The organism is Clostridium sp. LBM24168 (genome assembly GCF_052953915.1).
Genome location: NZ_CP196861.1, coordinates 1,208,362 through 1,235,332, shown reverse-complemented (window position 1 = coordinate 1,235,332; position 26,971 = coordinate 1,208,362). Strand labels below are relative to the sequence as shown.

The window sequence follows — 26,971 nt, the reverse complement described above, 5'->3', positions numbered from 1 at the left end:
AGATCAATTAAAACATATATATTTTGAACTTCTCTTTATTTTATCCAATATTCCATTTTTAATCTGTAAATCATCATATTTATTACTCATTATAAGTTTTCTAGCTTCTAAATTAGCTGCTTTAAATATATCTAAATCTGAAATCATAAGATTATCTTGACCATGCTGCCTGAATCCAAAAATTTCACCAGAGCCTCTTATTTTTAAATCTTGTTCTGATATAAAAAAGCCATCCGTACTGCTTTTCATAATTTCCATCCTTTTTTTTATTATATCATTTTTTATATCAGCAATAAGAATACAATAAGATTTATATATTCCCCTTCCCACTCTTCCCCGCAGCTGATGAAGCTGGGCAAGTCCGAATCTCTCTGCATTTTCTATTATAATCAAAGAGGCATTTGGAACATTTATTCCCACTTCTATAACAGTTGTAGATATTATAACTTTAATTTCTCCCTTTTTAAATTTATTCATTATTTCTTCTTTAATTTTTGATGGCATTTTACCATATAATATTTCAGAGGATATATTTTTAAAATATTTGTCATTTAATTCTTTATATAAATCTTCCACAGAAGTCAAATCTATATCTTCATTTTTATCTACCAAAGGACATACTATATATACCTGTCGTCCCTTTTTTATCTCCTTTATCGCAAATTCATAGGCTCTATTTCTACAGGCCTTATTAATATAATAGGTTTCTACTTTCTTTCTTCCTGGAGGCAGCATATCTATATTAGAAACATTTAGATCTCCATATAGATACAAAGTCAATGTCCTTGGAATAGGAGTAGCTGTCATTACCAGAATATCGGCATTTCTGCCCTTGTTTAGAAGTTTATTCCTCTGCATTACTCCAAATCTATGTTGCTCATCTGTAACTATAATTCCAAGATTTTTAAATTCCACGTCATCTTCGATAAGTGCATGAGTTCCTATTATAATATCTATATCTCCATTTTTTAATCTTTGCTTTATAATGTTCTTATTTTTTTTAGAAGTACTGCCACATAAAATATCTATACTTATGCCAAATCCTTTCAGTATAGCTACAGTTTCGTTATAATGCTGTTTCGCCAGTATTTCCGTAGGTACCATTAATGCAGCTTGATATCCATTTTTAATTACATTAAAAATGGCAATTAATGCAACTATAGTTTTCCCACTTCCAACATCGCCCTGAACCAATCTGTTCATAGGTATATCTTTTTTCTCATCTACAAGTATTTCCCTTATAACTTTGTTTTGTGATTCTGTAAGGCTGTATGGAAGTTCCTCTTTTAACTCCACAAGATCTTTTGAAATCTTGAATGCTATACCACTTTTACTTTTATTATAATACTCTTTTATCATTAAAATCTTAAGCGAATAAGTAAATAGTTCCTGAAACTTTAACCTTTTTATAGCTTCTTTTAGATCCTCAAAATTAGCAGGACGATGAATCACCCTCAAGGAGCTATCAAGACTGCAGAGTTTATATTTCTCTATTATCCACCCTGGAAGGTTTTCAGATATATCAATAGACTTTAATATGTTAGAAATTAATTTGATAAATAGGTTATTTGTCAAACCATCTTTTAATGGATATACAGGTAATATCTCACCTTTAATTTCTAAGTTTTTATAGTTTGCCACTATATTAGGATTTATTATGTATAACTTCCCCCTAAATTCCTGAAATTTCCCGATTAGAGTATAATCACAATTTATTCTAAATTTCTTCTTGATATAAGGTTGATTAAACCATTTTCCAGTAAAACTTCCCTTTTCATTTTCAAATATAATTGTAGATATTATTTTACCATTTCTGGTTCTTATATCCTTTTTAATAGATTTAACTCTACACTTAAATACAACTTTATTATTTTTATAATCCGCATCCTGTAAAGTTGATATACTTTTGTAATCCCTTGGGAAATAGAGAAGCAGGTCCAATATACTAAATATATAACATTTATTTAGACTTTTTAAAGTTTTTGGACCGACTCCCTTTAAAGTGGCTACATCATCATATACATTCATAAAATCACCAGTCCCTTTCTTTCAGATATAAATAAAAAAAGCCATATGGCTTTTTTTATTCAACTGAAACTATAAAATAATACAGAGGTTGCTGTCCATTATAACATTGTATATCCATATTAGGATAAATTTTTTCCACTTCTTCTGTAAATGATTTAACCTTCTCTAAATCACAATCTTTGCCATAATATATGCTTACAAGATCACTGTTTTCATTTATCATATCTGCTATAATATTTTTACACACTTGAAACATATCATTTCCAACCTGTACTATCTTACCATCGATAATTCCTAGTATATCTCCTTCTTTAATAGATTTTCCATCTATGTCCGTATCCCTTACAGCATAGGTTACTGAGCCTGTAGCTACATTATTTATAGAATCTTCCATAGCCTTCACATTGTCTTCTAAATCAAGATCAGAATTAAAAGTTGTAATAGCAGTTATACCCTGTGGTATAGTTTTTGTAGATATGACTTTTACAATCTTGTCACTTATTTCTGAAGCCTGATTGGCTGCCATGAATATATTCTTATTATTTGGAAGTATAAATATATTCTCTGCATTTATATTATCTATTGCACTTAGTATATCCTGTGTACTTGGGTTCATAGTCTGTCCTCCCTCTATAACACAGTCAACTCCTAAATCTTCAAATATATTTTTAAATCCTTCTCCCATCGCTACAGAAACAAATGCATACTTCTTGCTTTCTTCATCATTTTCCATATTAGTATCTTCAAATTTATCCTCAGTTGAAATTTTTTCTATGCCAAGTACATGTCTGTGTTCTTCCCTCATATTATCTATCTTTATTTTTGATAGTTCTCCTAATTTAACGGCCTGTGACAATACCCAACCAGGATCATTAGTATGTATATGAACCTTTATTATATCATCATCATCTACAATTACCATTGAATCTCCAACTGAAGAAAGTTCACCTTTAAATGAAGGTACATCAACACCTTTAGCATGTATCAGGAATTCAGTACAATATCCATATTTTATATCCTGTGTACCCAAATTTCTAGCTGAAGATTCTACTTTGACATTTTTGGAATCCTTTATCTCTATGTTTTCAATTCCATCTCTTAATGCACTATACATACCCTGAAATATTATAAGAAGTCCTTTTCCTCCTGAATCTACAACCTTTGCCTTTTTTAATACTGGAAGCATATCAGGTGTCTTGTTCAGTGTAGTTTCACAATGCTCACATACCTCTTTTAAAAGAAGAGTTATATTTTTTTCTTTAAAGTTCAAAGCACACTCACCTGCTGATCTTATAATGGTAAGTATTGTACCTTCAGTTGGTCTCATAACAGCCTTATACGCAAACCTAGCACCTTCACTTATACTATTTGCAAATTCCTCCGAACTAGCTTCAGTCCTATCCTGAAGCCCTTTTGCTATACCTCTAAATATTTGAGAAAGTATTACACCTGAATTTCCCCTTGCTCCCATAAGAGCACCTTTAGCCAGCTGTTTTGCTATCTGACCTAGAGAGTCGTTTCTCATATTTTTTATCTCTGATACAGCTGTTTTTAACGTCATGGACATATTGCTTCCAGTATCTCCATCCGGAACTGGGAAAACATTTAGTGAATTTACAACATCTTTTTTCTCTTCTAAATAATTACTAGCACTCACTACCATGTTATAAAAACGATGTCCATCTATCTTTAAGTAATCCATATTTATAAATTCCTCCCTAGATTCTAACGCCTTGAACATTTACTGTAATAGTTGAGACTTTAAGTCCAACGTAATTCTCTACATTATATTTTGTCTTCTGTATTATATTATTTGCAATTACTGATATTTTTGTTCCGTATTCAACCATTATATATAGTTCTATTAAAAGCTCATTGTTTTTAGAACGAATTTTTACCCCTTTACTAAGACTCTCGCCTTTTATCAATTCCCAAAGACCGTCTTTTGCATTTTTAGATGCCATTCCTACTACGCCATAACATTCCATAGTAGATATTCCAACTATATTAGCAACAGCTTCATCAGAATAATCTACGTTACCAAATCCGCTTTCTATACTGCCTATCATATTCAAAACCTCCTTCTATAAAATAACTTTACAATATATAAAGTATTATAAATTCGTCATCTTTTTCTTAACTGTAATTTATCCCGTATTTAGATCAAGTATTTACCTGAAATATAGTATTACATAACATATTTTATATTAAATGAAATATTTATTCAAGAAAATATTGATTTAAGTACCTAAAATCAATTAATAATACATTATTAAATTTTACTATATACTTGCAAAAATTATTCATTTTGTGGTAAAATAATTAATGTTTGAGTTGAGGAGGTGTTTGTAATGTCAAGGAAATGTGAAGTATGTGGAAAAGAAGTTGTATTTGGTGTACAATACAGCCATTCACACCGTCAGTCAAAAAGAAATTGGGCTCCAAACATAAGAAAAATAAAGGCAATTGTTAATGGAACTCCTAAGAAAATTCATGTTTGTACAAGATGCCTTCGTTCAGGGAAGGTTCAGCGTGCAATATAGAAAATAAAAAATGCAGTTGTCAAATAGCAATTGCATTTTTATTTTCTAATAAAATATATGTTTTTAGCTATTTCTTTCTTTTGAACAACCTTAAGATAGCAGATAAAACCCCTGGAAGTTTAAATGTAATAATCTTCATAAGATACTCCCCCTATCTATAATTTCCTATAAGACACCATCCGCAATAAATAAGTACAGCTCCTCCAGCTATTATCCATCCCCATATAGGGATAATAACTGTAAGCAAAAGCCCTGCACCTACTGATAAAACAACTAATCCTATTTTCTTTTTAGTTCTTCTTCTTAAAAACTTTTTCCCCATGGCTATTATCCCTCAAAATTACTTTATATCATTATATGTGTACAGATTTGATTTTGTTACTATAAAATTTAATCTTTGCTTCTAAACAATAAAATAAGACCACTTTTAAATAATATTCTTACCTCATCATCTAAAAATTCATTTGACACCGTTCTGGAATCTCCTAATGCCAGATTATAGTTGTTCAATTCATATTTAGCTCCTATTATACTCAGATTTTCAACTATATCACAATAAGCATATAATGAAAATACTTCTCCCCTTTTTCCACCTATAACGCTGGATTTATTCATAATTTCTATTGAATTATTTTCATCTTTTATATATGCTTTTATACCATGCTCCAAGCTTTTCTTTAACATTCCAATATTCCCCATCAAGTGATCCAATCTGTTTCCAGTACATCCTAAAAATGTTATTTCATTTGCATTTAACTCAAGTGCTTTATTAAACACAGCTTCTGTATCAGTAAAATCTTTTTTTACTGGATATTTTGATATTTTAGTGCCTGAATTTTTTAAAAAATTAAGTGCCTCATTACTTATTGAATCAAAATCTCCAATTAAATAATCAGGTTTAATATTATATTTATAAAGGCAATTTCCTCCTCCATCAGCACATATCAAAAATGAACTTGATTTGAGTTCATTTCGTAATAAATTTAAAGATGGTGCATTACCGCCTGAAACTATTGTCACTTTCATTACTAGAGTTCACCCCTCAAAGCAGACATATTTTCTTTTATTTTTCCATCTTTAAATACTGCAGAACCTGCTACAATAACATTCGCACCGCTTTCGACAACTTTTTTTATATTTTTTACTCCTATTCCCCCATCTACTTCTATCATCATATTTCTGTTATATTTATCACTTAATTTTTTAATACCATTTATTTTGTTATAGCAGTAGTCTATGTACTTTTGGCCACCAAATCCTGGATTTACGGACATTATAAGCACCATATCCAAATTTGGTATTATATATTCTATATTTTCTATTCTGGTGGCTGGATTTAATGCTACTGCAGCTTTAATTCCAAAACTTTTTATATAATTTACAGTTCTGTCTATATGTCTGTCCGCTTCAAAATGTATTGTTATAATATCAGCTCCAGCTTCAACAAAATCTTTAATATATCTTGAAGGCTCCTCTATCATAAGATGTACATCAAAAGGAAGCTCTGTTAAAGATCTTATAGACTTTATAATTGGTATACCAAAAGATATATTTGGCACAAACATTCCATCCATTACATCAATATGTACCATATCTGCTCCATAATCATCTATCTTTTTTATATCATATCCTAAGTTTGAAAAGTTTGCTGACAATATTGAAGGTGCTATCTTTATCATAAGTTTTTCCTCCTACATAAAACTGGTTATAAAATTCACCACATATTTTTTTTACTAGTCAATATTTCTTTTAAAGTCTTTATATAAAATTCATATCTTTCTTTGTGTACTATGCCTTGTTGCACAAGTTTTTTTACAGCACAGCCAGGCTCTTTATAATGTATGCAAGTTGAAAATTTACATTTTCCTAAAGCATACTTGAATTCTGGAAAACAATATGGAAGTTCTTCCTTTTTTATAAAATCTACTTTTAAAGATGAAAATCCGGGAGTATCAACCAAAAATCCACCATCAACTTCTATCAATTCACTATGTCTTGTAGTATGTTTTCCCTTTTTCAACTTATTGCTTATAATGCCTGTTTCCATCACTCTTTTTCCTGCAATATGATTTAAAATAGTAGATTTTCCAACACCTGAAGGCCCACATAAAACTGTTATCTCTCCTTTTAATCTTTCCCTGATTCTATCTATTCCAAATCCTTCCTTTGCCTTTAAAAACAAAATATCATATCCCGCACTTTTTACCATATCTACAATATAATTTTCGTCTATGTGAGGATCCAAATCCAATTTATTTATGCAAACTATAGTCTTCAAATTATTAATTTCACAATTTAAAAGAATTTTATTCAAAAGCTCCTCATTCATTTCAGGGTTTTTACTTGCAAAAACTGCTATTGCCTGTGTTATATTTGCAACAGCTGGTCTAGTTATCTGTGTTTTTCTTTTATATATTTCTTCAATAACACCTGTAGTCCCATCTAAAGTCACTTCAACCATGTCGCCAACTATTGGGGAAAGTCCATTATACCTGAACTTTCCCCTTGATCTACATTCAATTATTCTATTTCCTAACTTTACATAATAAAATCCTGCTATTCCCTTAACTATGGTTCCCTGCATAATTTCTCCAATCAAATTTTTCATTTATTCTTAATTTCCTGTTTTAGTTTTAGGATTCTGACCTTTAGATGGTGGGTTCTGGTTATTTCCACCTTCATCATCATTCTTTCCACCGCTTCCATCATTATTTTGATCCGAGTCCTTTCCTCCATTGTTATCTCCCTGGTTACCTGAACCCTGGGAATCACTCGGATTATTTTTCTCCTCTACATATTTATAATATGTTAAATTGACAGTAGTACCTTCTTTAACCTGTGAACCCACTGCACTCTGATACTTCACTATACCATCTTTCGACTGATCGCCGGTACTTTCTGGTGATTCCGTATAGCTTATTCCTGCACTTGACAGTATTGAAGCTGCTTCATTAACATTTCTGCCAGTTACATCAGGTACAGTAATGTATCTTTCCCTCGGTCCATTGCTTACGACCAGATCTATGGAAGACCCCTCTTCTACATTTGAATCGGGTTCAGGATTTTGTCTTATTATATAACCGCTTTGGACATTGTCATTGTACTCGTAGCTTACATTTCCTACCTTTAATCTACTGCCTTCTATAATATCTTTAGCCGTATTATAATCAACACCTGCAACATTAGGAACTGTAAGTTTATCCTCTCCACCGCTTACACTTACCCTCACCTCTGAATTAACCTTGACTTTAGTTCCAGCTTCCGGTAACGCTTTTATTACAGTGCCCTCAGGTTTATCACTTTTTTCCTTACCAACTACTACGAATTTCAACTTTCTTGCTTCTACAGCCTTTTTTGCTTTATCCTGCTTCATTCCAATTATATTTGGAACAGTTGTTTCTGATAATCCAGCAAATTCTTTACTATAATAAAAATATCCAAGTATAGATCCTATAACAATTGTCATTACAATTATAGCAGCTACAAGAATATTCCTCTTCTTTTTTGGATCAAGTATTTTTCTATTTTTTACACTTTCCGGTTTTGAATAATTATTATATTCCTGTTCTCTATTATTTATATCCACAGGATCCATTACCCTTGTCATGTCCTCTTCAAAATCATCATCTACAATATTAGGGATTTCATTGTTCTGTATCTTCTTTAAATCCACAAGCATATCTGTCATAGTCTGATATCTTCTAATAGGTTCTTTTTCTACAGCTTTTAGTATTAGTTTATTCAAACTTTCGGGAATATTTTCGTTTAATTCCTTTGGTGGAACTACCGGTTCCTGTATATGCTTTAATGCAACGGAAACAGGACTTTCAGCATCATAAGGTACCTTACCTGTAACCATTTCATAGATTACAATTCCAAGAGAATAAATATCAGTTCTAAAATCTACAAAACTTCCCTTTGCCTGCTCTGGTGAAAAATAGTGTGCCGACCCCATTATTTTATTCGAATTAGTTATAGTCACAGAATTTGAAGCTTTTGCTATACCAAAATCAGTTACTTTCACTATGCCATCTTCCGTTACAAGAATATTATGAGGCTTTATATCTCTATGTATAATATTATTTTTATGGGCACATTCTAAAGCCTTTGCTATTTGAATAGATATCTCTACAGCTTCACCTGGAGCAATTCTCACCTTTTCTTTTATAAACTGCTTCAAAGTCTTTCCTCTCACATATTCCATAACTATATAATTTATGTTATTTTGGCTACCTACATCATATATATTGACTATATTGTTATTTGAAAGACTGGCTGCTGCCGTAGCTTCCCTTTTAAATTTCTCTACAAATTCACCGTCACTGGAAAACTGATCTTTTAATATTTTTACTGCCACATTACGATTTAATAGATGATCTTTTGACTTATATACAACAGCCATTCCTCCTTCACCTATTTTTTCCAGAACTTCATATCTATTTCCTAGCATAGTCCCTATCATCTTTACACTCTCCTTCAAATACAATAACCGATATATTATCTCTTCCACCTTTAAGTTTACTTAAATCTATTAGCTGTCTACAAGCATCACTGTTATTGTTATTTCTCATTATAATATCATACATTTCATTCAAACCTACCTCATTAGATAATCCGTCAGTACACATTAGTACCTTATATACGTCTTTTAAATCTATCTTAAAGATGTCTGCTTTTACGGATACGTTCGTTCCAAGGGCTCTAGTTATTATATTTTTATTTGGGTGTATAGCAGCTTCTTCCTCAGTTATACTTCCTTCATCCAGCAGCTGTTGTACAAGAGAATGATCCTTTGTAATTTTAGTTATACCATTCTTTTTTAAAATATAACATCCACTATCTCCAACATTCGCCGTTATCATTTCGCATTCTTTCACAAGACAGGCTGTTATAGTTGTTCCCATTCCAGACAATTTTTTATTTTCTTTTGATAGTTGGAATATTTTCCTATTGGCTATGTTTATTGCATATAACAAATGATTTTCCATATTCTTTAGCTTTACGTCTGCAGTCTTCATATAAGAAATTGTAGTGTCCACAGCAATCTTGCTCGCTACTTCTCCCGCATTATGTCCTCCCATTCCATCAGCTATGACATATATACTAAAATCACTGCCCCTATAGAAACTTAAACTGTCCTCATTCAATTTTCTAACTTTTCCTATATCTGATAAGATCCCCACCATTTTTTACACCCTTTCTACTTCTTTTTCGATTCTAGATAGCTTCTTCTAAGCTGCCCACAAGCTGCATCTATATCTGCTCCCATTTCTTTTCTTATGGTAGTTTCTATTCCATTTCTAGATAAAATGCGTAAAAATTTTTCTATATCATTTTTAGATGATTTCATATAGTCTTTCTCCTTAACATCATTTATTGGTATTAAATTTACATGACATAGAATTCCTTTTAAAATTTCAACAAGTTCATGAGCATGTTTATCGCTGTCATTTACACCTTTAACCAGTGCATATTCAAAAGAAACCCTTCTTCCTGTTTTTTCTATATAATATCTACAAGCATCAATAATTTCCTTTATTGAATACTTATTAGCAACAGGCATCATCTGTCTTCTAAGAGTATTTTCTGGAGAGTGCAGTGATATAGCAAGAGTTATTTGGAGATTTTTATGTGCAAGTTCTATTATTTTAGGAACTATGCCACAGGTGGACAGTGTTATATGTCTCTGACCTATATTCAAACTATAATCAGCATTTATTATATCAATAAATTTTATAACATTGTCATAATTATCAAGAGGTTCACCGCTTCCCATCAAAACAACATTTGATATTCTATCTTCTATAATTTTCTGGGATATTAAAATCTGTGACATTATCTCTCCTGAAGACAGATTTCTAACCATCCCACCTATAGTAGATGCACAGAAACTGCATCCCATTCTACATCCAACCTGAGTTGAAACACATATTGAGTTCCCTCTATTGTATTTCATTACAACTGTTTCTATGACATTCCCATCATCATATCTATATAAAAACTTAATAGTATCTCTTTTCCTGGATTCATAGTACTTCACTAATTTTGGAATTCCTATATAAAAAATTTTTTTCAGAAGCTGTCTTAATGTTACCGGTACATTTTCCATTTTATCAAAATTCCATATATTATTTCTATATATCCAATCCATTATCTGATTCGCTCTAAATGAACTTTCTCCATTTTCCTTCATCCATTTTTTCATTTCATCTATATTAAAATCTAAAATATTATACATTTGACACACCTAACTATTTTTTTGTAATTTTTGCTATGAAAAATCCATCCATGTTTTTATTTGGAAGTATTGTAACATAACCTTTATCATGATAAATAATATTATCTACTTTCCCAAAGTCAAGCTTTTCAACTGTAAGTTCAGGGTTGTTTTGAATAAGCCAGTCTACATTTTCTTCATTTTCTAATTTATTCAAAGTACATGTGGAATATACTAATTTTCCACCTGGTTTTAAATACTTTGATGAATTAGCAAGTATATTTCTTTGAATATTTACTATGTTATTTAGCTGTGTAATGTTTTTATTCCATTTGATTTCAGGCTTTTTCCTTATTATACCAAGCCCAGAGCAGGGAACGTCCACAATAACCCTGTCTGCAATTTCTCTTATCTCAGAATTATAGTTTTCAGCATTTTGCAATTTTACCCTGACATTTTTTATTCCAAGCCTATCTAAATTTTTTTCTATCAATTTTATCTTGTTACTATATATATCAAAGGCATAGACTATGCCCATATTTTTCATTATTTCTGCCATATAGGATGTCTTCCCTCCAGGGGCACTGCACATATCAAGTACAATCATATTTTCAGCCACATCTGCAGAAACTACAGCAAGCATAGCACTTTCATCCTGAACAGAAATCATTCCCTCTTTAAAAAGAATATTCTTTTCTATACTACTTCCTCTATTTATAATTATAGCATCTTTACAGACTATTCCTTTTTCTAAATTATATCCGTTTTTTATAAGTTCATTCCATACTTCCTTAGAATTTGTTTTCAAACTGTTTATTCTAACTGTTATCTTTGGCACGGCATTCAGCCCACTAAGTATGCTTTCCACCTTGTTTCTTCCATATTGCTCCATAAAAAGCTTTACCATCCATGGATCAAATGAATAGTCAAAGCACAATTTATCAATATAGCCATTACTATCATAATACCTTTCATTTTTGTTTCTCAGATAATTTCTAAGAACTCCATTTACAAGTTTAGAAAATTTAATGGACCTTTTCTTTGACAATTCTACAGCTTCATTCACTACTGCAAATTCTGGTATCTTATCTAAATATTTTATTTGATAAATTGACATCCGCAGTATATTTATTATAAAGTTGTCCATACTATTCAAATTATTTCTTAAAAAATGACTCAATATACTGTCAATAGTATACTTATACTTTAGAGTTCCATAAACTATTTCAGTAACGAGTCCTCTATCCTTTAAGTTTAAACTATTTCTATTCAATTTGCTGCTTAAAGCTATATTTGAATACGCCCCTTTATACAATACATCTTCTAATATCTCCACTGCAATAAGCCTGGCATTTTTCATATTTTCTCCTTTTTATATACATTTAATTTCTATCTCTGCTTATGAATATCAATCTAAGAAGATTTGCTATTGCCGTAAGAGCAGCAGCTACATAGGTCATAGCAGCAGCACTCAATACACTTCTGGCTCCATCTAGTTCATCTCCATATAATATTGACTTATTATCTAATATTCTGATAGCCCTTCTTGATGCATTCAATTCTACGGGAAGTGTTATTATTTGAAACAAAACAACTGCAGTAAATAATATGATTCCAAGGTTAACAAGTTCTCTAATTTCAAACATGAAACCCAATATAAATAGCAACCAAGAAGCATTGGACCCAAAGTTTGCCAATGGTACTATGCTATTTCTTATAATCAATGGAATATATTTTCTCTGGTGCTGAATCGCATGGCCAGTTTCATGTGCTGCAACACCTATTGATGCCACTGAATTTCCATAATATACCTCCTGTGATAAGCGCATTATCCTCTTCCCAGGATCATAATGGTCCGTCAATCTTCCAGGTATTACTTCCACGGGTACATCATATAATCCACTTGAATTCAGAAGACTTCTTGCAACCTGTGCTCCTGTATATCCATTTCTACTTCTATACTTAGAATATTTATTGAAAGTAGCTGACACTTTGTACTGTGCATAGGCAGCAACTAAAAGAGCAGGTATCAATATAACAAAACTGCTGTCAAAAAACATATATTATCTAACTCCTTTCCATTTATTGTATTCCAAATATTTTCCCCTTTTCTATAGAATTTCCCCTTATATATTCGCTTACCTTCATAACTCTTTTTCCCGGGAATTGTATTGTGTCAATTAAAATTATTTTGTCCTTGCAGCATACTTTTATACCTTTTTCAGACACTCCAACTATAAGCCCAGGCTGTCCTTTTGAATTTTCTTCCGTAATTTCAGCTCCGTATATTTTCATATTTTTTCCTTCATATATTGTGTATGCAACAGGCCATGGATTCAATCCTCTTATAAAATTCTTTATACTTTTCGAATTTAAATTCCAATCTATTATAGCCATATTCTTATTCAACATTGCAGCGTATTCTGTAGTAGTTTCACCTTGTTTTTTTCTATTCACAGTTCCATTTTTAATACCCTCTAATGTTTTGACAACTAGTTCAGCTCCATCCTCCATAAGGATATCATGAAGTTCCCCAGCTGTCATGTTCTTTGTAATTTCAACTCTACTGCTCATTAATATATCACCTGTATCCAGTCCTTCATCCATGAACATGGTTGTATTTCCTGTTTCATTTTCTCCATTTATTATACACCAATTTATTGGTGCAGCTCCTCTATATTTGGGTAAGAGTGAAGCATGGAGATTTACGCATCCATATTTAGGTATATCCAGCACCTGCTTAGTTAATATCTGACCATAGGCAACCACAACTATAAAATCAGGATTTATCCTTTTTAACTTGCTTAAAACATCTATATCATCTTTTAACTTTTTAGGCTGATACACCTTTATTCCATAGGATAAACCAATTTGCTTTACTGGAGACTGCGAAAGCTTTTTCCCTCTTCCACTAGGTTTATCCGGCTGTGTAAGAACTGCTTTTACATTATATCTTTCTATCATTTTTTTTAAAGTCGGTACTGCAAAATCAGGAGTTCCCATAAAAACTATATCCATAAATTACCTTACTCCTTCTGTTTTCTTAATTCTATCTATAAATAAAATGCCATCCAAATGATCTATTTCATGACAAAAGGCTCTTGCCAAAAGTCCCTCTCCTTCTATTGTAATTTTTTCACCTTTTTCATTAAGTGCCTCTACTCTCACCTTTTCTGGCCTTTCTATTTCTTCCTGTCTTCCTGGAATACTCAAGCAACCCTCCGTATCTAAATAACTTCCCTCCTTGTATACTATCTCTGGATTTATAAGCTTTATTATTCCATCCCCCACATCTATCACCACTACCCTTTTTAGGACACCAACCTGTGGAGCTGCAAGCCCTACTCCATTTGCAGCATACAGGGTTTCTTCCATATCATTAAGAAGTGTAATTATTCTATCATTTATAACATCCACTTTTCTACTTTTTTTTCTGAGTAAATCGTCACCATATTTCACTATATTTCTCAATGCCATTATTGACTCTCCTCTCTAAATTAAAATATATTATAGTGTATTATTTGGATTTAAATCTATGCTAATCTTCACAATGCCAAAGACATCCTTGCTTAGATTATACACTGCTTTTTTTATATTTTGTGCCGTCTTTAAATCAATTTTACCCTTTATAATCAACTGCCATCTGAACAGTTCTTTTATACGTGATATAACACAGGGACATGGCCCTAGCACCTTAATTCTATCATTTTTTTTAAATACATTGTTGAAAAATATACCAACATTTTGTATATTTTTTATTAATATGTTTTCATCTTTGCTACTCATATTTATAAGCAACAAAGATGAAAAAGGAGGATATTCCATTTCCTGTCTTATACTCATTTCTTTATCATAAAATTTATTATAATCATTAGCGGCAGCAAACCTTATACTGTAATTGTCCGGACTATAAGTTTGAATTACTACATTTCCTCTTTTCTGACCTCTTCCAGCTCTTCCTGACACTTGAGTTATAAGCTCGTAAGTTCTCTCCGCAGATCTAAAATCTGGCAGATTTAGTGAAAGGTCTGCAGCTATAACTCCTACAAGGGTGACATTTTCAAAATCCAGTCCTTTTGCAACCATTTGAGTCCCTATTAATATATCTGCTTTTTGTTCTTTAAATATATTATAAATATTTTCATAGGAATGCTTAAATCTCGTAGTATCAAAATCCATTCTCAAAACTCTTGCTTCAGGAAAATTTTCTTTTACGGACTGCTCTACCTTTTCCGTACCTACTCCAAAATATTTAACATATCTGCTTCCACACTTTGGGCACACCTTTGGCACATTTATTCTACTTCCACAGTAATGACAAACCAATTTTTTTATGTCACGATGATAAGTAAGTGATATATCACAATTGCTGCATTTAAATATATATCCACATTTTCTGCAGGATACAAATGTAGAAAAACCTCTTCTATTCAAGAATAGTATTATTTGTTCCTTCTTTTTTAATCTATCACATATCAATTCATAGAGCTTTTTACTAAATATTGACTTATTGTTGTTCATCAATTCTTGTCTCATATCAACTATTTCTACCTCAGGCATAGATGCACCATCTGCTCTGTTCTTTATTTCAATAAGTTCTATATCCCCATTTTTGCACTTCCTATAAGTTTCTACAGAAGGTGTGGCTGATCCTAGTATCATCTTGCAGCTGAGTTTTCTACATTTCATTTCACCAATTTCCCTGGCGTTGTACTTTGGATTGCTGTCAGATTTATAACTTTCTTCATGTTCTTCATCTATTATTATGAATCCAAGATTTCTAAACGGCAGAAATATGGCAGATCTAGCACCTATAGCTACTTTTACCTTTCCAGTTTTAACCCTCATCCATTCGTCATATCTCTCTCCATCTGAAAGTCTACTATGAAATACACTTATATTTTTCCCAAAACGTCCCTTGAATCTTTCTACCATCTGCGGTGTAAGTGCTATCTCTGGTACTAATACTATGGTTTCCTTGTTTTCCAAAACTGCCCTTTCAACAAGATACATGTATATCTCAGTTTTACCACTTCCTGTAACTCCGTGAATTAGAAACATACTACTTTTAGAATTCAATATGAAATTTACTGCATTCATTTGTTCCTCATTTAAATTTTTTCGTGAATATGTTTCATAGCTGCTATTATCATATCTTTCAACAGTCTTTTTTTCAGTTAATATAAATCCATGTTTAATCATTGTATTTATAGATGACAATGACAAACCATACTTTTTACTCAATGAGTTTCTTGTATATTTTCCCTCATTTTGCCCTAAAATATCATAAATCTGGATGTATGGAGAATTTAAAAATCTCCCTTTTAAATTACTTCCTTTATACAGAAAAATTTCTTTCTTAGTTTTTATTCCTTTAAATATGCCTGTAGGTATAAATACCTTTATACATTCCAAATACGTACATAAATATCTTTTTCTCATCTCTTCTATCAATTCCAGATCCTCTTCTGTAAAAAGTGGAAATCCTTCACATACCTTTAAAATGGATTTAATTTCTGTCTTAAAATTCATATTATCTATACTATTATATATTCTGACTACAAACCCATCTATATTTTTATTTGCAATCCCAAATGGAACTTTAACTCTACTACCTATATATATTGAGCTTCTCATATCATCCGGTATTTTATAAATAAAAATTTTATCTAATTCAATAAAAGTATTGTTTACAATTACACCTGCATAATTCACCCTATCACCTTTTAACCTTATACATCAAATAAGAGAGGTATTTATGAACCCCTCTCAACTAGCACCCCTCATTTATTATATCAAATAATTCTCTCGCTAGATGTCTTTTACTCATCTTAACCAAATCTAGCTTTCTTCCATCTTTAGATATTATAACAACCTTATTATCATCTGATGCAAAGCCTGTATCATTTGGTACTATATTATTTGCCACTATGTAATCCAAATTCTTCTTTTTAAGTTTTTGGCTTGCATTTTCCACTAAATCATTACTTTCTGCTGCAAATCCAACAAGAATTTGTCCTTTTTTTATCTCCCCAAGCCTTTTTAATATGTCATTATCCTTCACAAATTCAAGTAAAAGCTCATTTTCGTTTTTCTTTATTTTCTTAGTTGAGTATACCTTTGGCTTATAATCAGATACTGCTGCTGCCTTGATCACTATATCCTGAAATTCAAAACTATTCATTACAGCTTCAAGCATGTCATTATTGGTAGTTACCTTTATATATTTAATGCCAAAGGGTACAGGCAACTTCGTAGGTCCGGAAACAAGTGTAACTTCAGCTCCTCTATCTCTTGCCTCTTCAGCTATTGAATACCCCATCTTGCCCGAAGACCTGTTAGTTATATATCTTACAGGATCTATATTTGCAAGAGTAGGTCCTGCCGTTACAAGTACTCTCTTTCCTGCCATATCTTTCTTATCATAAAGCATGCTTTCTACAAAATCTGCTATAAACTCTGTATCTGCAAGCTTTCCTTCCCCTACATCACCACAGGCAAGTCTTCCACTTTGAGGTTTTATAAACCTATAACCAAGTCTTGACAAGCTATCTATATTTTTTTGTACAATTGGATTAACGTACATATTTGTATTCATTGCAGGAGCAAAAACAACTGGTGCTTTAGTTGCCATAATTGTAGTAGACAGAAGATCATCTGATATTCCAGATGCAACCTTACCTATTACGTTTGCAGTGGCAGGTACAATCAACATTAGATTAGCCCGCTTTGCCAAAGATATATGTTGTATCTCCCAGGCCCTCGGCTCACAAAACATATCTGTGCTCACCATATTCTGGCTAATTGTCTGAAAACTAAGGGGTGAAACAAATTTAGTAGCAGACTTTGTCATTATAACTTGAACATCAATATCCCGTTTTTTTAGTCTGCTTACTATGTCAAGGGCTTTATAGACGGCTATCCCACCCGTTATACCCATAACTACTGTATTCTTTTTTCTGTCCATTATTTTATACCTTCTCTTAAACTTTCAAAATGTATCAATCCTCTGTCAATCTCATTTATAGCTATAGTAACTGGCTTAGTTGAATCTATTTCAACAAGTGGTTTTGCCCCTTCCACCAACTCTCTTGCCCTTTTGGAAGCTACAGTAATTAAAGTATATCTACTGTCAACCTTTTTTAACAAATCTACAATAGATGGATTAATCATAGAATTATTCATGTTCAATGTCCTCCTTAAATTTAAATATATCATCCTTCAATCTATATACTCTACACTTTTCAGCTGTAATTATACTTTCAATTTTCACCACCGCATTTTCTACAGTATCATTTATGACAGCATAATTATATTTTGATATGTAATTTATTTCAGTGTATGCTGATTTAAATCTAGTCATTAAGGATTCCGCAGTTTCACTTCCCCTGTTTATTATTCTGTGTTTTAGTTCATTCATAGAAGGAGGAAGTATAAATATAAAAACACCATCTGGATAGCTTTCCTTTACTTTAAGAGCTCCCTGTATGTCAATTTCAAGCAATACATCTTTTCCTTGATTTATTGCTTCAAGTACCTTATCTTTAGGTGTGCCATAATAATTTCCATACACCTCAGCATATTCCAAAAAATCTTTATTTTTTATTTTAATTACAAAATCTTCTTTTGTCAAAAAATAATAATTTATGCCGTCTACTTCACCAGCTCTCGGAGTCCGAGTAGTTGAAGAGACAGACAGCCAGATATCATTTTTCTTTAAAAGTTTCTTACATACCGTTCCTTTTCCAGTACCTGAAGGTCCTGATATTACTATCAAAAGTCCACTTCTTTCCATTATTCCTCAACCTCTGTTATATCTTCTTCTACATCCTTATTTGATGATAATCTATGTGCTACAGTTTCAGGTTGCACGGCAGATAATATTACATGATCACTGTCAGTTATTATAACTGCCCTTGTTCTTCTTCCATAAGTTGCATCTATAAGCATCCCCCTATCTCTTGCCTCCTGTATTATTCTCTTTATTGGAGCAGATTCAGGACTCACTATAGCTACCAATCTATTCGCTGAAACAATATTTCCAAAACCTATATTTATTAATTTTATGCCCATATGTTTCCTCCTAATTACATTATTCTATATTTTGAACTTGTTCTCTTATTTTCTCTATTTCATTTTTTATGTTTAGAACCAATTTAGTTATTTTCAAGTTTGTAGATTTAGAAGCTATAGTATTTGTCTCCCTATTCATTTCTTGCAATATAAAATCCAATTTTCTGCCTACAGGCTCATTCAACTCAAGGGTATCTTTAAATTGTTCTACATGACTTCCAAGTCTTACAATTTCTTCATCAATACAGGACTTATCTGCAAATATTGCAACTTCCATTGCAATTCTGTTTTCGTCTAGATCATATCCCTTAAGTAATTCTTTTAATCTTTCGTTTAATTTTTGCCTGAACTCGTCTACTAGAACATCTGACCTTTCATTTATAGCATTCAAATATTTTGTAATAGAATTACATTTTAAAATGACATTGTTCTTAAGTTTAAGTCCTTCTCTTTCTCTCATAGCCAAAAGTAGATGCAATGCTCCCTCAAGTGCAGGTTTCAATACATTCCAAATTTCGTCGAGATTCTCATCCTTTTGTTTTATAGTTATTACATCTGGGAACTTAGAAATAAGCTCTAGAGAAGGTTCTTCTTTTATATGATATCTATCTCTTATATTTTCGAGACACTCAACATAACTATCTGCAAGATTTTCATCAAGTACAGCTTTAGCCATTTTATTTTCATAATTGACTTGAGCAATAAATACATCTACTTTTCCTCTGTTTATTTTCTCCAGTATAAATTTTCTTATTCTGTCCTCAATAGGCATAAAGCTTTTTGGCATTCGTATATTCAAATCACAATATCTGTGATTGACAGTTTTCATCTCTACCATAAAGCTTCTATCAGGACTATCTACATTTCCCCTACCAAATCCTGTCATACTTTTAATCATTAAAATTTCATCCTTCCAAATTACCTTATATAAGTCAATACAATTATACGTTAATACCAATTATAATTTCAAGAGATTTTATGTTATTAAATATTCTGGACTAAATGATGATTTAAAACGATTATACCATAAAATATCTATTGTTGGACTCTTTCATAATAGTTTTTGAAAAATATTTTTCTAATCATCTATAAAAATAGGATTTAATGCTGAAAATAAAACTATTTTAGCATTAAATCCTATTTTTAATTTAAAGTATTATACATATCAATCCGCCGTTGCCTTCATTTATTATCTTCTGAAGGGTTTTTTGTATTTTAACCTGAACATCTTCAGGCATTTTATACAATTTGTTCTGTAGTCCCTCTTTTACCAATATTTCAAGGGATTTGCCAAACATATTACTCTGCCATATTTTTGAAGGATCGCTTTCAAATTGCTCTAAAAGTGATTTTACCATTTCCTCACTTTCCTTCTCTGTTCCCATTATAGGTGATATTTCCGTCTCGATATCAGCCCTTATAAAATGAAGTGAAGGTGCACTAGCTTTTAATTTCACGCCAAATCTATTTCCCTGTTTGACTATCTGTGGTTCCTCCAATTTCATTTCAGATAATTGGGGTGCAACCAATCCATATCCATTTTCCTTTACATCTTTCAAGGCATCTGCTACCTTGTCATATTCAACTTTTGCGCTGTGCATATCGACTATTGTATTTAAAAGATCGCTTTCACTATGAAGCTCTTTATCACATATTTCACTGAGTATTTTATAAAACAGATCCTTTTTAGGTTCAATTTCAATTCTCGACGTTCCTTCTCCCATATTTATTTCTTTAATCGTGGATGTTCCTATAAATTCAACATCACTAAATCCATCTATAGATTTCTCTATATCCCTTACCTTGTATATGTTCTGACACATATCTCTTGCCAGATTTACAAAATCCACTTTTAGCCAATGGGACAAATCCAATTTTTCTATCCATTCTGGAATATCTATATTAATTTCTTTTATAGGAAATTCTTTTAAAATTCTCTGAAATGCATTTGTTATATCTTCATCTTTCATATTCAAAACATCTATTATCTGGACTGGAACATCATATTTTTCCTCCATGGATTTTTTAGTCTCTATTGTTTCCGGTTCATAGGGATGCTTTGAATTAAGTATTATTATAAATGGCTTATTTATGGATTTCAGTTCTTCAACAACTCTGGATTCAGGTTCCACATAATCTTCTCTTGATATATCTGCAATAGAACCATCTGTAGTTATCAAAAATCCTATGGTTGAATGTTCATTTATTACTTTTTTAGTACCTATTTCAGCAGCTTCTTCAAAAGGTATCTCATGATCATACCATGGAGTAGATACCATCTTGGCTTTTTCTCCCTCCATATACCCAAGCGCCGTCTTAACAATATATCCTACACAGTCCACCATTCTAACCTTAAATTTTGTACTCTCATTCAGATTTATTTCTACAGCCTCATTAGGAATAAATTTGGGCTCCGTAGTATGGATTGATTTGCCAGACGAACTCTGCGGCAGCTCATCTTTAGCTCTCTGTTTTTTATAGGAATTATCCATATTTGGTAGTACCATAAGTTCCATAAATCTCTTTATAAAAGTTGATTTGCCTGTTCTAACAGGTCCAACAACACCTACATATATATCTCCCTGTGTCCTTTCAGATATGTCCTTATATATATCAAAATTATCCAAAATATACCCCCCAAAATTCTAATAATAACAATATATATATATTTAACATACTTGAATATTATTCTTATTATCACGAAAATTTTTTAATTATTTTCATCTTTTTTATCCCTTGTCATGAGTTCATAGACAGCTGATTTAGGATCCTTATTTTCAAAAAGCACTCTGTATAGTGCATCTGTTATTGGCATCTGAACTTTAAGTTTATTTTTTAAATTATAAAAAGCCCTACATGCCCTTATACCTTCAACTACCATTCCCACTTCTTTAACAGCTTCTTCCCTTGACTTTCCCTGCCCTATAAATATTCCGGCCCTTCTGTTCCTACTGTGCATACTTGTACATGTAACTACAAGATCCCCTATTCCTGTAAGTCCTGAAAAAGTATCTTTTTTTCCACCAAGCTTTATTCCTATTCTTGTTATTTCACTTATTCCTCTTGTCATAAGTGCCGCTTTTGAATTGTCACCATATCCTATACCATCACATATTCCTGCTGCAAGTGCAATTATATTTTTAACTGCTCCTCCTATTTCAACCCCTATTATGTCAGGATTGGTATATACTCTGAATTTATCCATCATAAAAGTATCCTGAACATTTTTCGCCGCATCCATGCATTTTGAAGATGCGACTATAGCCGTAGGTATAAATTTTGCTACCTCTTCAGCATGAGTTGGCCCTGAAAGTACAACTACCCTATTATATGGGAGCTCTTTTTCTATAACCTGCGAAAGTCTTTTTTCAGTTTTTTCATCAATACCTTTCGCAATGTTTATAATTATCTGTGAACTTTTTACATACTCTTTAATGCTCCTGCACATGTCTCCAATAACATGAGAAGGAACAGAGAGAACTACATAATCACTTCTATTAACTGCATAATGCAGATCATTGGAAGCTTCTATTCCATCTGGAAGTATTACATCCTTTAGATATTTTATATTTTGCCTGGTCTTATTGATATTTTCAACCAAATCTTTATTTCTATCCCATAGCAGAACCTCCTTGCCACTGCTGGCCAATATTATAGACAGAGCAGTTCCAAAACTGCCTGCTCCTAAAAAACATATACGAGTTTTCAATATCATTCCTTCCTTTCTCTAAACTCAAGTTTTATCCCTGTACCAGTAAAATCAAAATTATCTCTAAGCTGATTTTCAAGATATCTCCTATATGAGAAATGAACACGTTCACCGTCATTTACAAAAAATACAAATGTTGGAGGTTTTACTCCAATTTCCGTAACATAATAAATTTTAAGCCTCTTAGTTCCTATTATAGGAGGTTCTTTCATCATGACAGCTTTGTTTATCACATCATTCAGTACTCCTGTTTTAATCTGTTTGTTGTAATTATCATAGCATTTTTTTACTGTATCCAAAACTTTTCCAACTCTCTGACCTGTTTTGGCAGATATAAAAAGATATGGAGCATAGGACATGAATGATAGACTTCTTTCTATCATAGTTTTAAATTTGTTCATTGTCTTCGTATCTTTTTCTATGAGATCCCATTTATTTACTAAAACCAATATGGATTTACCCATCTCATGCGCATATCCTATTATTTTTTCATCTTGATCACTTATATTCTGGGTAGCATCCAGCAACAAGATGCACACATCTGCCCTTTCTATGGCAGTATAGGTTCTTATAACACTGTATTTTTCAATTTCCTCTTTTACCCTACTTTTTCTCCTTATACCTGCAGTATCTATTAAAAGGAACTTGTCACCATCCCTTTCAAGATGACTATCTACGGCATCTCTTGTAGTCCCTGGTATATCGCTTACAATTACTCGTTCTTCTCCAAGAATTTTATTTATCAATGAAGATTTTCCTACGTTCGGTTTCCCTACGAAAGCTATTTTTATATATTCATCATCTTCAGAATTAGCATCTCCACTTTTAAAATATTTAACAACCTCATCCAGCATATCTCCAAGTCCAAGTCCCTGTGAAGCCGATATTGTTATAGGGTCACCTATCCCTAAATTATAGAATTCATAGGCGTTGTTTTCAAATTTCAGGTTGTCTATTTTATTTACCGCAAGCACTATATTTTTTCCACTTTTTCGAAGTAGTTGGGACACTTCTCTATCCGCACCAGTAAGTCCTTCTCTTCCATCTACTATGAATATTATTACATCAGCTGTTTCTATAGCCATCTGTGCCTGCCTTCTCATTTGAGAAATAATAATATCACTACTTTCAGACTCAATTCCTCCAGTATCTATTATTGTAAAATTGTTATTAAGCCATTCTGCCTGGGCATATACTCTATCTCTTGTAACTCCTGGTTTATCTCCTACTATTGATATTCTTTTTCCTGCTAACTTATTAAATAATGTAGATTTTCCTACATTAGGTCTTCCTACTATGGCTACTATAGACTTTCCCATAATTTATTCCTCCCTTATTATTACAAAGTTGAATTCTCCATAATGATATCTATTAGATCTTCACCGCTATATTTACATATACATATTTTTCTACCTATTTTATGTTCAAGATCTTCTACTGTTACATCATCTAAAAATACTCTTTTTTTATCCATATTAATTTCATATCCCTTTCTAAGCATGCACTCCGGGATGACCACATTCTCTCCTAAATTGCATCCACTTAACTGCCCAACTATATCACAGGCTGTAACAAGACCTGCTACAGTTATCGTGGTGCCAAAAAAATTATTCACTATCCCTTTAACATCTATAGAAATATTATTATTTAATTTCATAATTTCATCCGCTGCATTTTTTATTTCATTATAAGCAGACTTTCCTGTAATAAACGTAAAAGAGCCTTTTAGCTTCCAAAATTCGTTTTTAAGACTTTTTAGACTCCTATCTATATTATTTCTAAAAAGTCTTATCATTCCAACGCCATCTTCCAATTGACTGAACCCACCATAAAAACCGGAATCTGGAACATCTCTATCAGCAATAATATAAAATTCATCTGACATTCTGACAAATGGCATTCCTATCTTAGATATATATTTCTGCTGAAGAACATTCATTCTATCAAGCTGCTTTCCCGCCGAGTACTTATCATATAATTTCATATCAAAAAGCCCCTGTCTATATTTAGTAACGCCAACAGGTACTACTGCTACATTTTTAACTTCGGGATATAACACAAAAAGATCCTCTACTGTTTTCTCCAGCTTCTCATTATCGTTTATATCAGGACACAAAACTATCTGACAATTCATCTTTATATTGGCAGCAGCCAGCTTTTTCAGTCTTTCATATAAATTACCGGCAAATTTGTTATTAAGCATTTTTATTCTTAATTTTGAATCAGTTGTATGTACAGATATATTTATAGGACTTATTTTATATTTAATTATTCTATCTATGTCATTTTCATTCATATTTGTGAGAGTCACAAAATTTCCTTGAAGAAATGCTAATCTCGAGTCATCATCTTTAAAATATAAGGTATTCCTCATTCCCTTTGGTAATTGATCTATAAAACAAAATATACACTTATTATGGCAGTTTTTTGGTTTATCCAATATAAAATCCTTAAATTCAACACCAAGGTCCTCATCATACCGCTTATCTATTTCAAGATCCCATATTTCTCCATTTTTCTTTTCTATTTCAACTTCTACATAATTATCGCTTATTAAAAATTTATAATCTATTATATCTCCAACTTTTTTATTATTGATAGTTAAAAGTCTATCCCCAACCTCTACCCCCATTTCTTCTGCTATGCTACCTGTTTTTACTGCAGATATTTCATTCTTCATTTAAAAAACTCCTAGCTAAATTTGTGTTTATTCCATATTATACTCTTAAAATATATATTAATACTTCTATTTAGTCAAATCGGCTTGAATATAGGAAAGACAGTATTAAAATAAACACAATAGTTTCATTATTATACTTGAAATAACAGCACATCCAGGTATTGTGAATACCCATGTTATAAGTATATCTTTTGCAACAGCCCATCTTACTGCTGAAAATCTTTTGGATGCACCAACTCCCATTATAGCAGTAGTTATTATATGGGTTGTACTCACAGGAGCATCAAACATAGTAGCTGTAAGGATTACACTAGATGCACCCAGTTCAGCTGTAAATCCACTGACAGGTGATATTTTTGCCATTTTTGATCCCATTGTCTTGATTATCCTTTTCCCACCAAGTGCCGTACCCAGTGCCATTGAAAGTGCACAAATTATTTTTACCCACAGAGGTATAGAAAACTCCTTAATAAATCCAGCACTCATCAATGTCATAGTTATAATTCCCATTGTCTTTTGTGCATCATTCCCTCCATGATTTAAAGCTAAAAACATAGTAGATAATATTTCAGCTTTTGAAAATATTTTTTTTACGCTAGCCGGTCTTGCATTAACTAGAAATGCATTTATAATATTCATATAAATAAATCCTATTACAAATCCTATTATAGGTGACAATATGAGCCAAACTATTACTTTCCAAAAAAGATTTGACCAATACACAATTAGAAATGAGCTCTTATATACAACAGCTGAACCTATTAATCCTCCTATAAGAGCATGCGAAGAACTACTTGGTATTCCAAAATACCAAGTTATCAAATTCCATATTATAGCTCCAATCAATGCAACTATGATTACTTTCTGGGTTATATCACTTGGATGAACTATACCACTTCCCACAGTTTCAGCAACTTTCACACTCATAAAAGCACCTATAAAATTTAGTGAAGCAGAAATAATTACAGCTTGTCTCATAGATAGAACTCTGTTTGATACTGAGCAAGCTATTGCATTAGAACTGTCATGAAAGCCATTAATAATATCAAATACTACAGCAATTAGAACTATTATAATGGTTAGTATTAAAGTATCATTAGGCATTTTTCATTACTACTCCTTCAACAATGTTGGCTATATCTTCACAAGAATCCAATGTATCTTCAAGATATTGATATATTTCCCTCCATTTTATTATATCTATAACTTTCATATCGCTTCTGAATATTTTCTTAATGGCTTCCCTTGAAATTACATCGCCTTTTTCCTCTATACCATTAACTTTTATTATTTTTTCTGAAAGTCTTTTAGTTGCCTTCATGCCTTTCAATTCTTCCATTATAGTTATAATCTCATTACAACAGCTTAAAATCATTTCCGCAAGTTTTTTAGCCTCATCTGTACAGACACCTACATTTAACATAACAAACCTGCTGGCGGTAGATTCTATAAGATCGATAATGTCGTCCATTCCCTTAGCTATACTATAAATATCTTCCCTGTCAAAGGGAGTAATGAATGTATTGTTTAGCTCTTTTAAGATTTCATGCTGCTTTTTGTCACCTTCATGCTCTATATTTTCTACTTTTTCTATATTTTGTTCTGCATTCTTGAGATTATGCAAAAAATCCATCAACAAATTAGCAGCCCTATATGCTATGTTAGCCTCTTCTATAAAGAGATTATAAAACTTATCTTCCTTAGGAGTAAAACTGAACATT

General features: G+C 31.9%; 27 protein-coding genes. 1 reads left to right on the top strand and 26 read right to left on the bottom strand.

What is annotated here, in order from left to right; translation table 11 throughout:
• Nucleotides 1-3: 3 nt before the first annotated feature.
• The 3 genes from recG to ACSVC9_RS06155 are packed head-to-tail and all read right to left on the bottom strand — an operon-like array spanning nt 4 to nt 4,097.
• Nucleotides 4-2,028, bottom strand: a complete 2,025-nt coding sequence (gene recG, locus ACSVC9_RS06165; RefSeq protein WP_446899472.1) for an ATP-dependent DNA helicase RecG — start codon at nt 2,026-2,028, stop codon at nt 4-6.
• Nucleotides 2,029-2,083: 55 nt separating this feature from the next.
• Nucleotides 2,084-3,730 carry a DAK2 domain-containing protein gene (locus ACSVC9_RS06160; protein WP_446899471.1) on the bottom strand — a complete coding sequence of 549 codons (1,647 nt, stop codon included), beginning with the start codon at nt 3,728-3,730 and terminating at the stop codon, nt 2,084-2,086.
• Between the two features lie 16 nt (nt 3,731-3,746).
• A complete protein-coding gene (locus ACSVC9_RS06155) occupies nt 3,747-4,097 on the bottom strand; it encodes an Asp23/Gls24 family envelope stress response protein (RefSeq protein ID WP_446899470.1) in 351 nt (116 codons plus the stop codon).
• 282 nt (nt 4,098-4,379) lie between these two features.
• Here ACSVC9_RS06155 and rpmB point away from each other — a divergent pair, with 282 nt between their 5' ends.
• Nucleotides 4,380-4,571: a 50S ribosomal protein L28 gene (gene rpmB, locus ACSVC9_RS06150; protein ID WP_446899469.1), complete on the top strand. Its 192-nt coding sequence runs from the start codon at nt 4,380-4,382 to the stop codon at nt 4,569-4,571.
• 151 nt (nt 4,572-4,722) lie between these two features.
• On the opposite strand, the gene ACSVC9_RS06145 is transcribed toward rpmB, so the two are convergent.
• The 23 genes from ACSVC9_RS06145 to ACSVC9_RS06035 all read right to left on the bottom strand — a co-directional run bounded on the left by ACSVC9_RS06145 (nt 4,723) and on the right by ACSVC9_RS06035 (nt 26,970).
• Complete coding sequence (locus tag ACSVC9_RS06145; protein ID WP_446899468.1) at nt 4,723-4,893, bottom strand: hypothetical protein; 171 nt, start codon at nt 4,891-4,893, stop codon at nt 4,723-4,725.
• Between the two features lie 68 nt (nt 4,894-4,961).
• Nucleotides 4,962-5,597, bottom strand: coding sequence for a thiamine diphosphokinase (locus tag ACSVC9_RS06140; protein WP_446899467.1), 636 nt, complete (start codon nt 5,595-5,597; stop codon nt 4,962-4,964).
• A 2-nt stretch (nt 5,598-5,599) separates the two neighbouring features.
• Nucleotides 5,600-6,250 carry a ribulose-phosphate 3-epimerase gene (gene rpe / locus ACSVC9_RS06135; RefSeq protein WP_446899466.1) on the bottom strand — a complete coding sequence of 217 codons (651 nt, stop codon included), beginning with the start codon at nt 6,248-6,250 and terminating at the stop codon, nt 5,600-5,602.
• A gap of 35 nt (nt 6,251-6,285) precedes the next feature.
• The gene (rsgA, locus tag ACSVC9_RS06130) at nt 6,286-7,155 is read right to left on the bottom strand and encodes a ribosome small subunit-dependent GTPase A (RefSeq protein ID WP_446899812.1); all 870 of its coding nucleotides are present in this window, start codon (nt 7,153-7,155) and stop codon (nt 6,286-6,288) included.
• Nucleotides 7,156-7,185: 30 nt separating this feature from the next.
• Nucleotides 7,186-9,033, bottom strand: coding sequence for a Stk1 family PASTA domain-containing Ser/Thr kinase (gene pknB, locus ACSVC9_RS06125; protein ID WP_446899465.1), 1,848 nt, complete (start codon nt 9,031-9,033; stop codon nt 7,186-7,188).
• Nucleotides 9,008-9,757 carry a Stp1/IreP family PP2C-type Ser/Thr phosphatase gene (locus ACSVC9_RS06120; protein WP_446899464.1) on the bottom strand — a complete coding sequence of 250 codons (750 nt, stop codon included), beginning with the start codon at nt 9,755-9,757 and terminating at the stop codon, nt 9,008-9,010. Before ACSVC9_RS06120 ends, pknB begins: the two co-directional genes overlap by 26 nt.
• A gap of 14 nt (nt 9,758-9,771) precedes the next feature.
• Entirely contained in the window at nt 9,772-10,809 is a 1,038-nt protein-coding gene (rlmN, locus tag ACSVC9_RS06115; RefSeq protein WP_446899463.1) for a 23S rRNA (adenine(2503)-C(2))-methyltransferase RlmN, read from the bottom strand.
• Between the two features lie 13 nt (nt 10,810-10,822).
• A complete protein-coding gene (gene rsmB, locus ACSVC9_RS06110) occupies nt 10,823-12,148 on the bottom strand; it encodes a 16S rRNA (cytosine(967)-C(5))-methyltransferase RsmB (RefSeq protein ID WP_446899462.1) in 1,326 nt (441 codons plus the stop codon).
• Between the two features lie 22 nt (nt 12,149-12,170).
• On the bottom strand, nt 12,171-12,848 hold the full coding sequence (locus ACSVC9_RS06105) for a zinc metallopeptidase (RefSeq protein WP_446899461.1): 678 nt from the start codon (nt 12,846-12,848) through the stop codon (nt 12,171-12,173).
• 22 nt (nt 12,849-12,870) lie between these two features.
• The gene (gene fmt / locus ACSVC9_RS06100) at nt 12,871-13,806 is read right to left on the bottom strand and encodes a methionyl-tRNA formyltransferase (RefSeq protein WP_446899460.1); all 936 of its coding nucleotides are present in this window, start codon (nt 13,804-13,806) and stop codon (nt 12,871-12,873) included.
• A gap of 3 nt (nt 13,807-13,809) precedes the next feature.
• A complete protein-coding gene (gene def / locus ACSVC9_RS06095; protein ID WP_446899459.1) occupies nt 13,810-14,265 on the bottom strand; it encodes a peptide deformylase in 456 nt (151 codons plus the stop codon).
• Between the two features lie 30 nt (nt 14,266-14,295).
• Nucleotides 14,296-16,503, bottom strand: a complete 2,208-nt coding sequence (gene priA, locus ACSVC9_RS06090) for a primosomal protein N' (RefSeq protein ID WP_446899458.1) — start codon at nt 16,501-16,503, stop codon at nt 14,296-14,298.
• 58 nt (nt 16,504-16,561) lie between these two features.
• Nucleotides 16,562-17,755 carry a bifunctional phosphopantothenoylcysteine decarboxylase/phosphopantothenate--cysteine ligase CoaBC gene (gene coaBC / locus ACSVC9_RS06085; RefSeq protein ID WP_446899457.1) on the bottom strand — a complete coding sequence of 398 codons (1,194 nt, stop codon included), beginning with the start codon at nt 17,753-17,755 and terminating at the stop codon, nt 16,562-16,564.
• Nucleotides 17,755-17,973 carry a DNA-directed RNA polymerase subunit omega gene (gene rpoZ / locus ACSVC9_RS06080; protein ID WP_446899456.1) on the bottom strand — a complete coding sequence of 73 codons (219 nt, stop codon included), beginning with the start codon at nt 17,971-17,973 and terminating at the stop codon, nt 17,755-17,757. Before rpoZ ends, coaBC begins: the two co-directional genes overlap by 1 nt.
• Nucleotides 17,966-18,583 (bottom strand): guanylate kinase, encoded by a 618-nt coding sequence (gene gmk / locus ACSVC9_RS06075; protein ID WP_446899455.1) that lies wholly within the window; start codon nt 18,581-18,583, stop codon nt 17,966-17,968. Before gmk ends, rpoZ begins: the two co-directional genes overlap by 8 nt.
• Entirely contained in the window at nt 18,583-18,861 is a 279-nt protein-coding gene (remA, locus tag ACSVC9_RS06070) for an extracellular matrix/biofilm regulator RemA (RefSeq protein ID WP_446899454.1), read from the bottom strand. The genes gmk and remA overlap by 1 nt, the downstream gene beginning before the upstream one ends.
• Nucleotides 18,862-18,880: 19 nt before the next feature.
• Entirely contained in the window at nt 18,881-19,759 is an 879-nt protein-coding gene (locus ACSVC9_RS06065; protein ID WP_446899453.1) for a YicC/YloC family endoribonuclease, read from the bottom strand.
• 250 nt (nt 19,760-20,009) lie between these two features.
• Nucleotides 20,010-21,488, bottom strand: coding sequence for a stage IV sporulation protein A (gene spoIVA, locus ACSVC9_RS06060; RefSeq protein WP_446899452.1), 1,479 nt, complete (start codon nt 21,486-21,488; stop codon nt 20,010-20,012).
• Nucleotides 21,489-21,571: 83 nt separating this feature from the next.
• Entirely contained in the window at nt 21,572-22,570 is a 999-nt protein-coding gene (locus ACSVC9_RS06055) for an NAD(P)H-dependent glycerol-3-phosphate dehydrogenase (protein WP_446899451.1), read from the bottom strand.
• A gap of 2 nt (nt 22,571-22,572) precedes the next feature.
• Nucleotides 22,573-23,889: a ribosome biogenesis GTPase Der gene (gene der, locus ACSVC9_RS06050; protein ID WP_446899450.1), complete on the bottom strand. Its 1,317-nt coding sequence runs from the start codon at nt 23,887-23,889 to the stop codon at nt 22,573-22,575.
• 20 nt (nt 23,890-23,909) lie between these two features.
• Nucleotides 23,910-25,250, bottom strand: coding sequence for a DUF512 domain-containing protein (locus tag ACSVC9_RS06045; RefSeq protein ID WP_446899449.1), 1,341 nt, complete (start codon nt 25,248-25,250; stop codon nt 23,910-23,912).
• Between the two features lie 105 nt (nt 25,251-25,355).
• On the bottom strand, nt 25,356-26,354 hold the full coding sequence (locus ACSVC9_RS06040; protein ID WP_446899448.1) for an anion permease: 999 nt from the start codon (nt 26,352-26,354) through the stop codon (nt 25,356-25,358).
• Complete coding sequence (locus ACSVC9_RS06035; protein ID WP_446899447.1) at nt 26,347-26,970, bottom strand: DUF47 domain-containing protein; 624 nt, start codon at nt 26,968-26,970, stop codon at nt 26,347-26,349. The genes ACSVC9_RS06040 and ACSVC9_RS06035 overlap by 8 nt, the downstream gene beginning before the upstream one ends.
• Between the last annotated feature and the right edge of the window lies 1 nt (nt 26,971).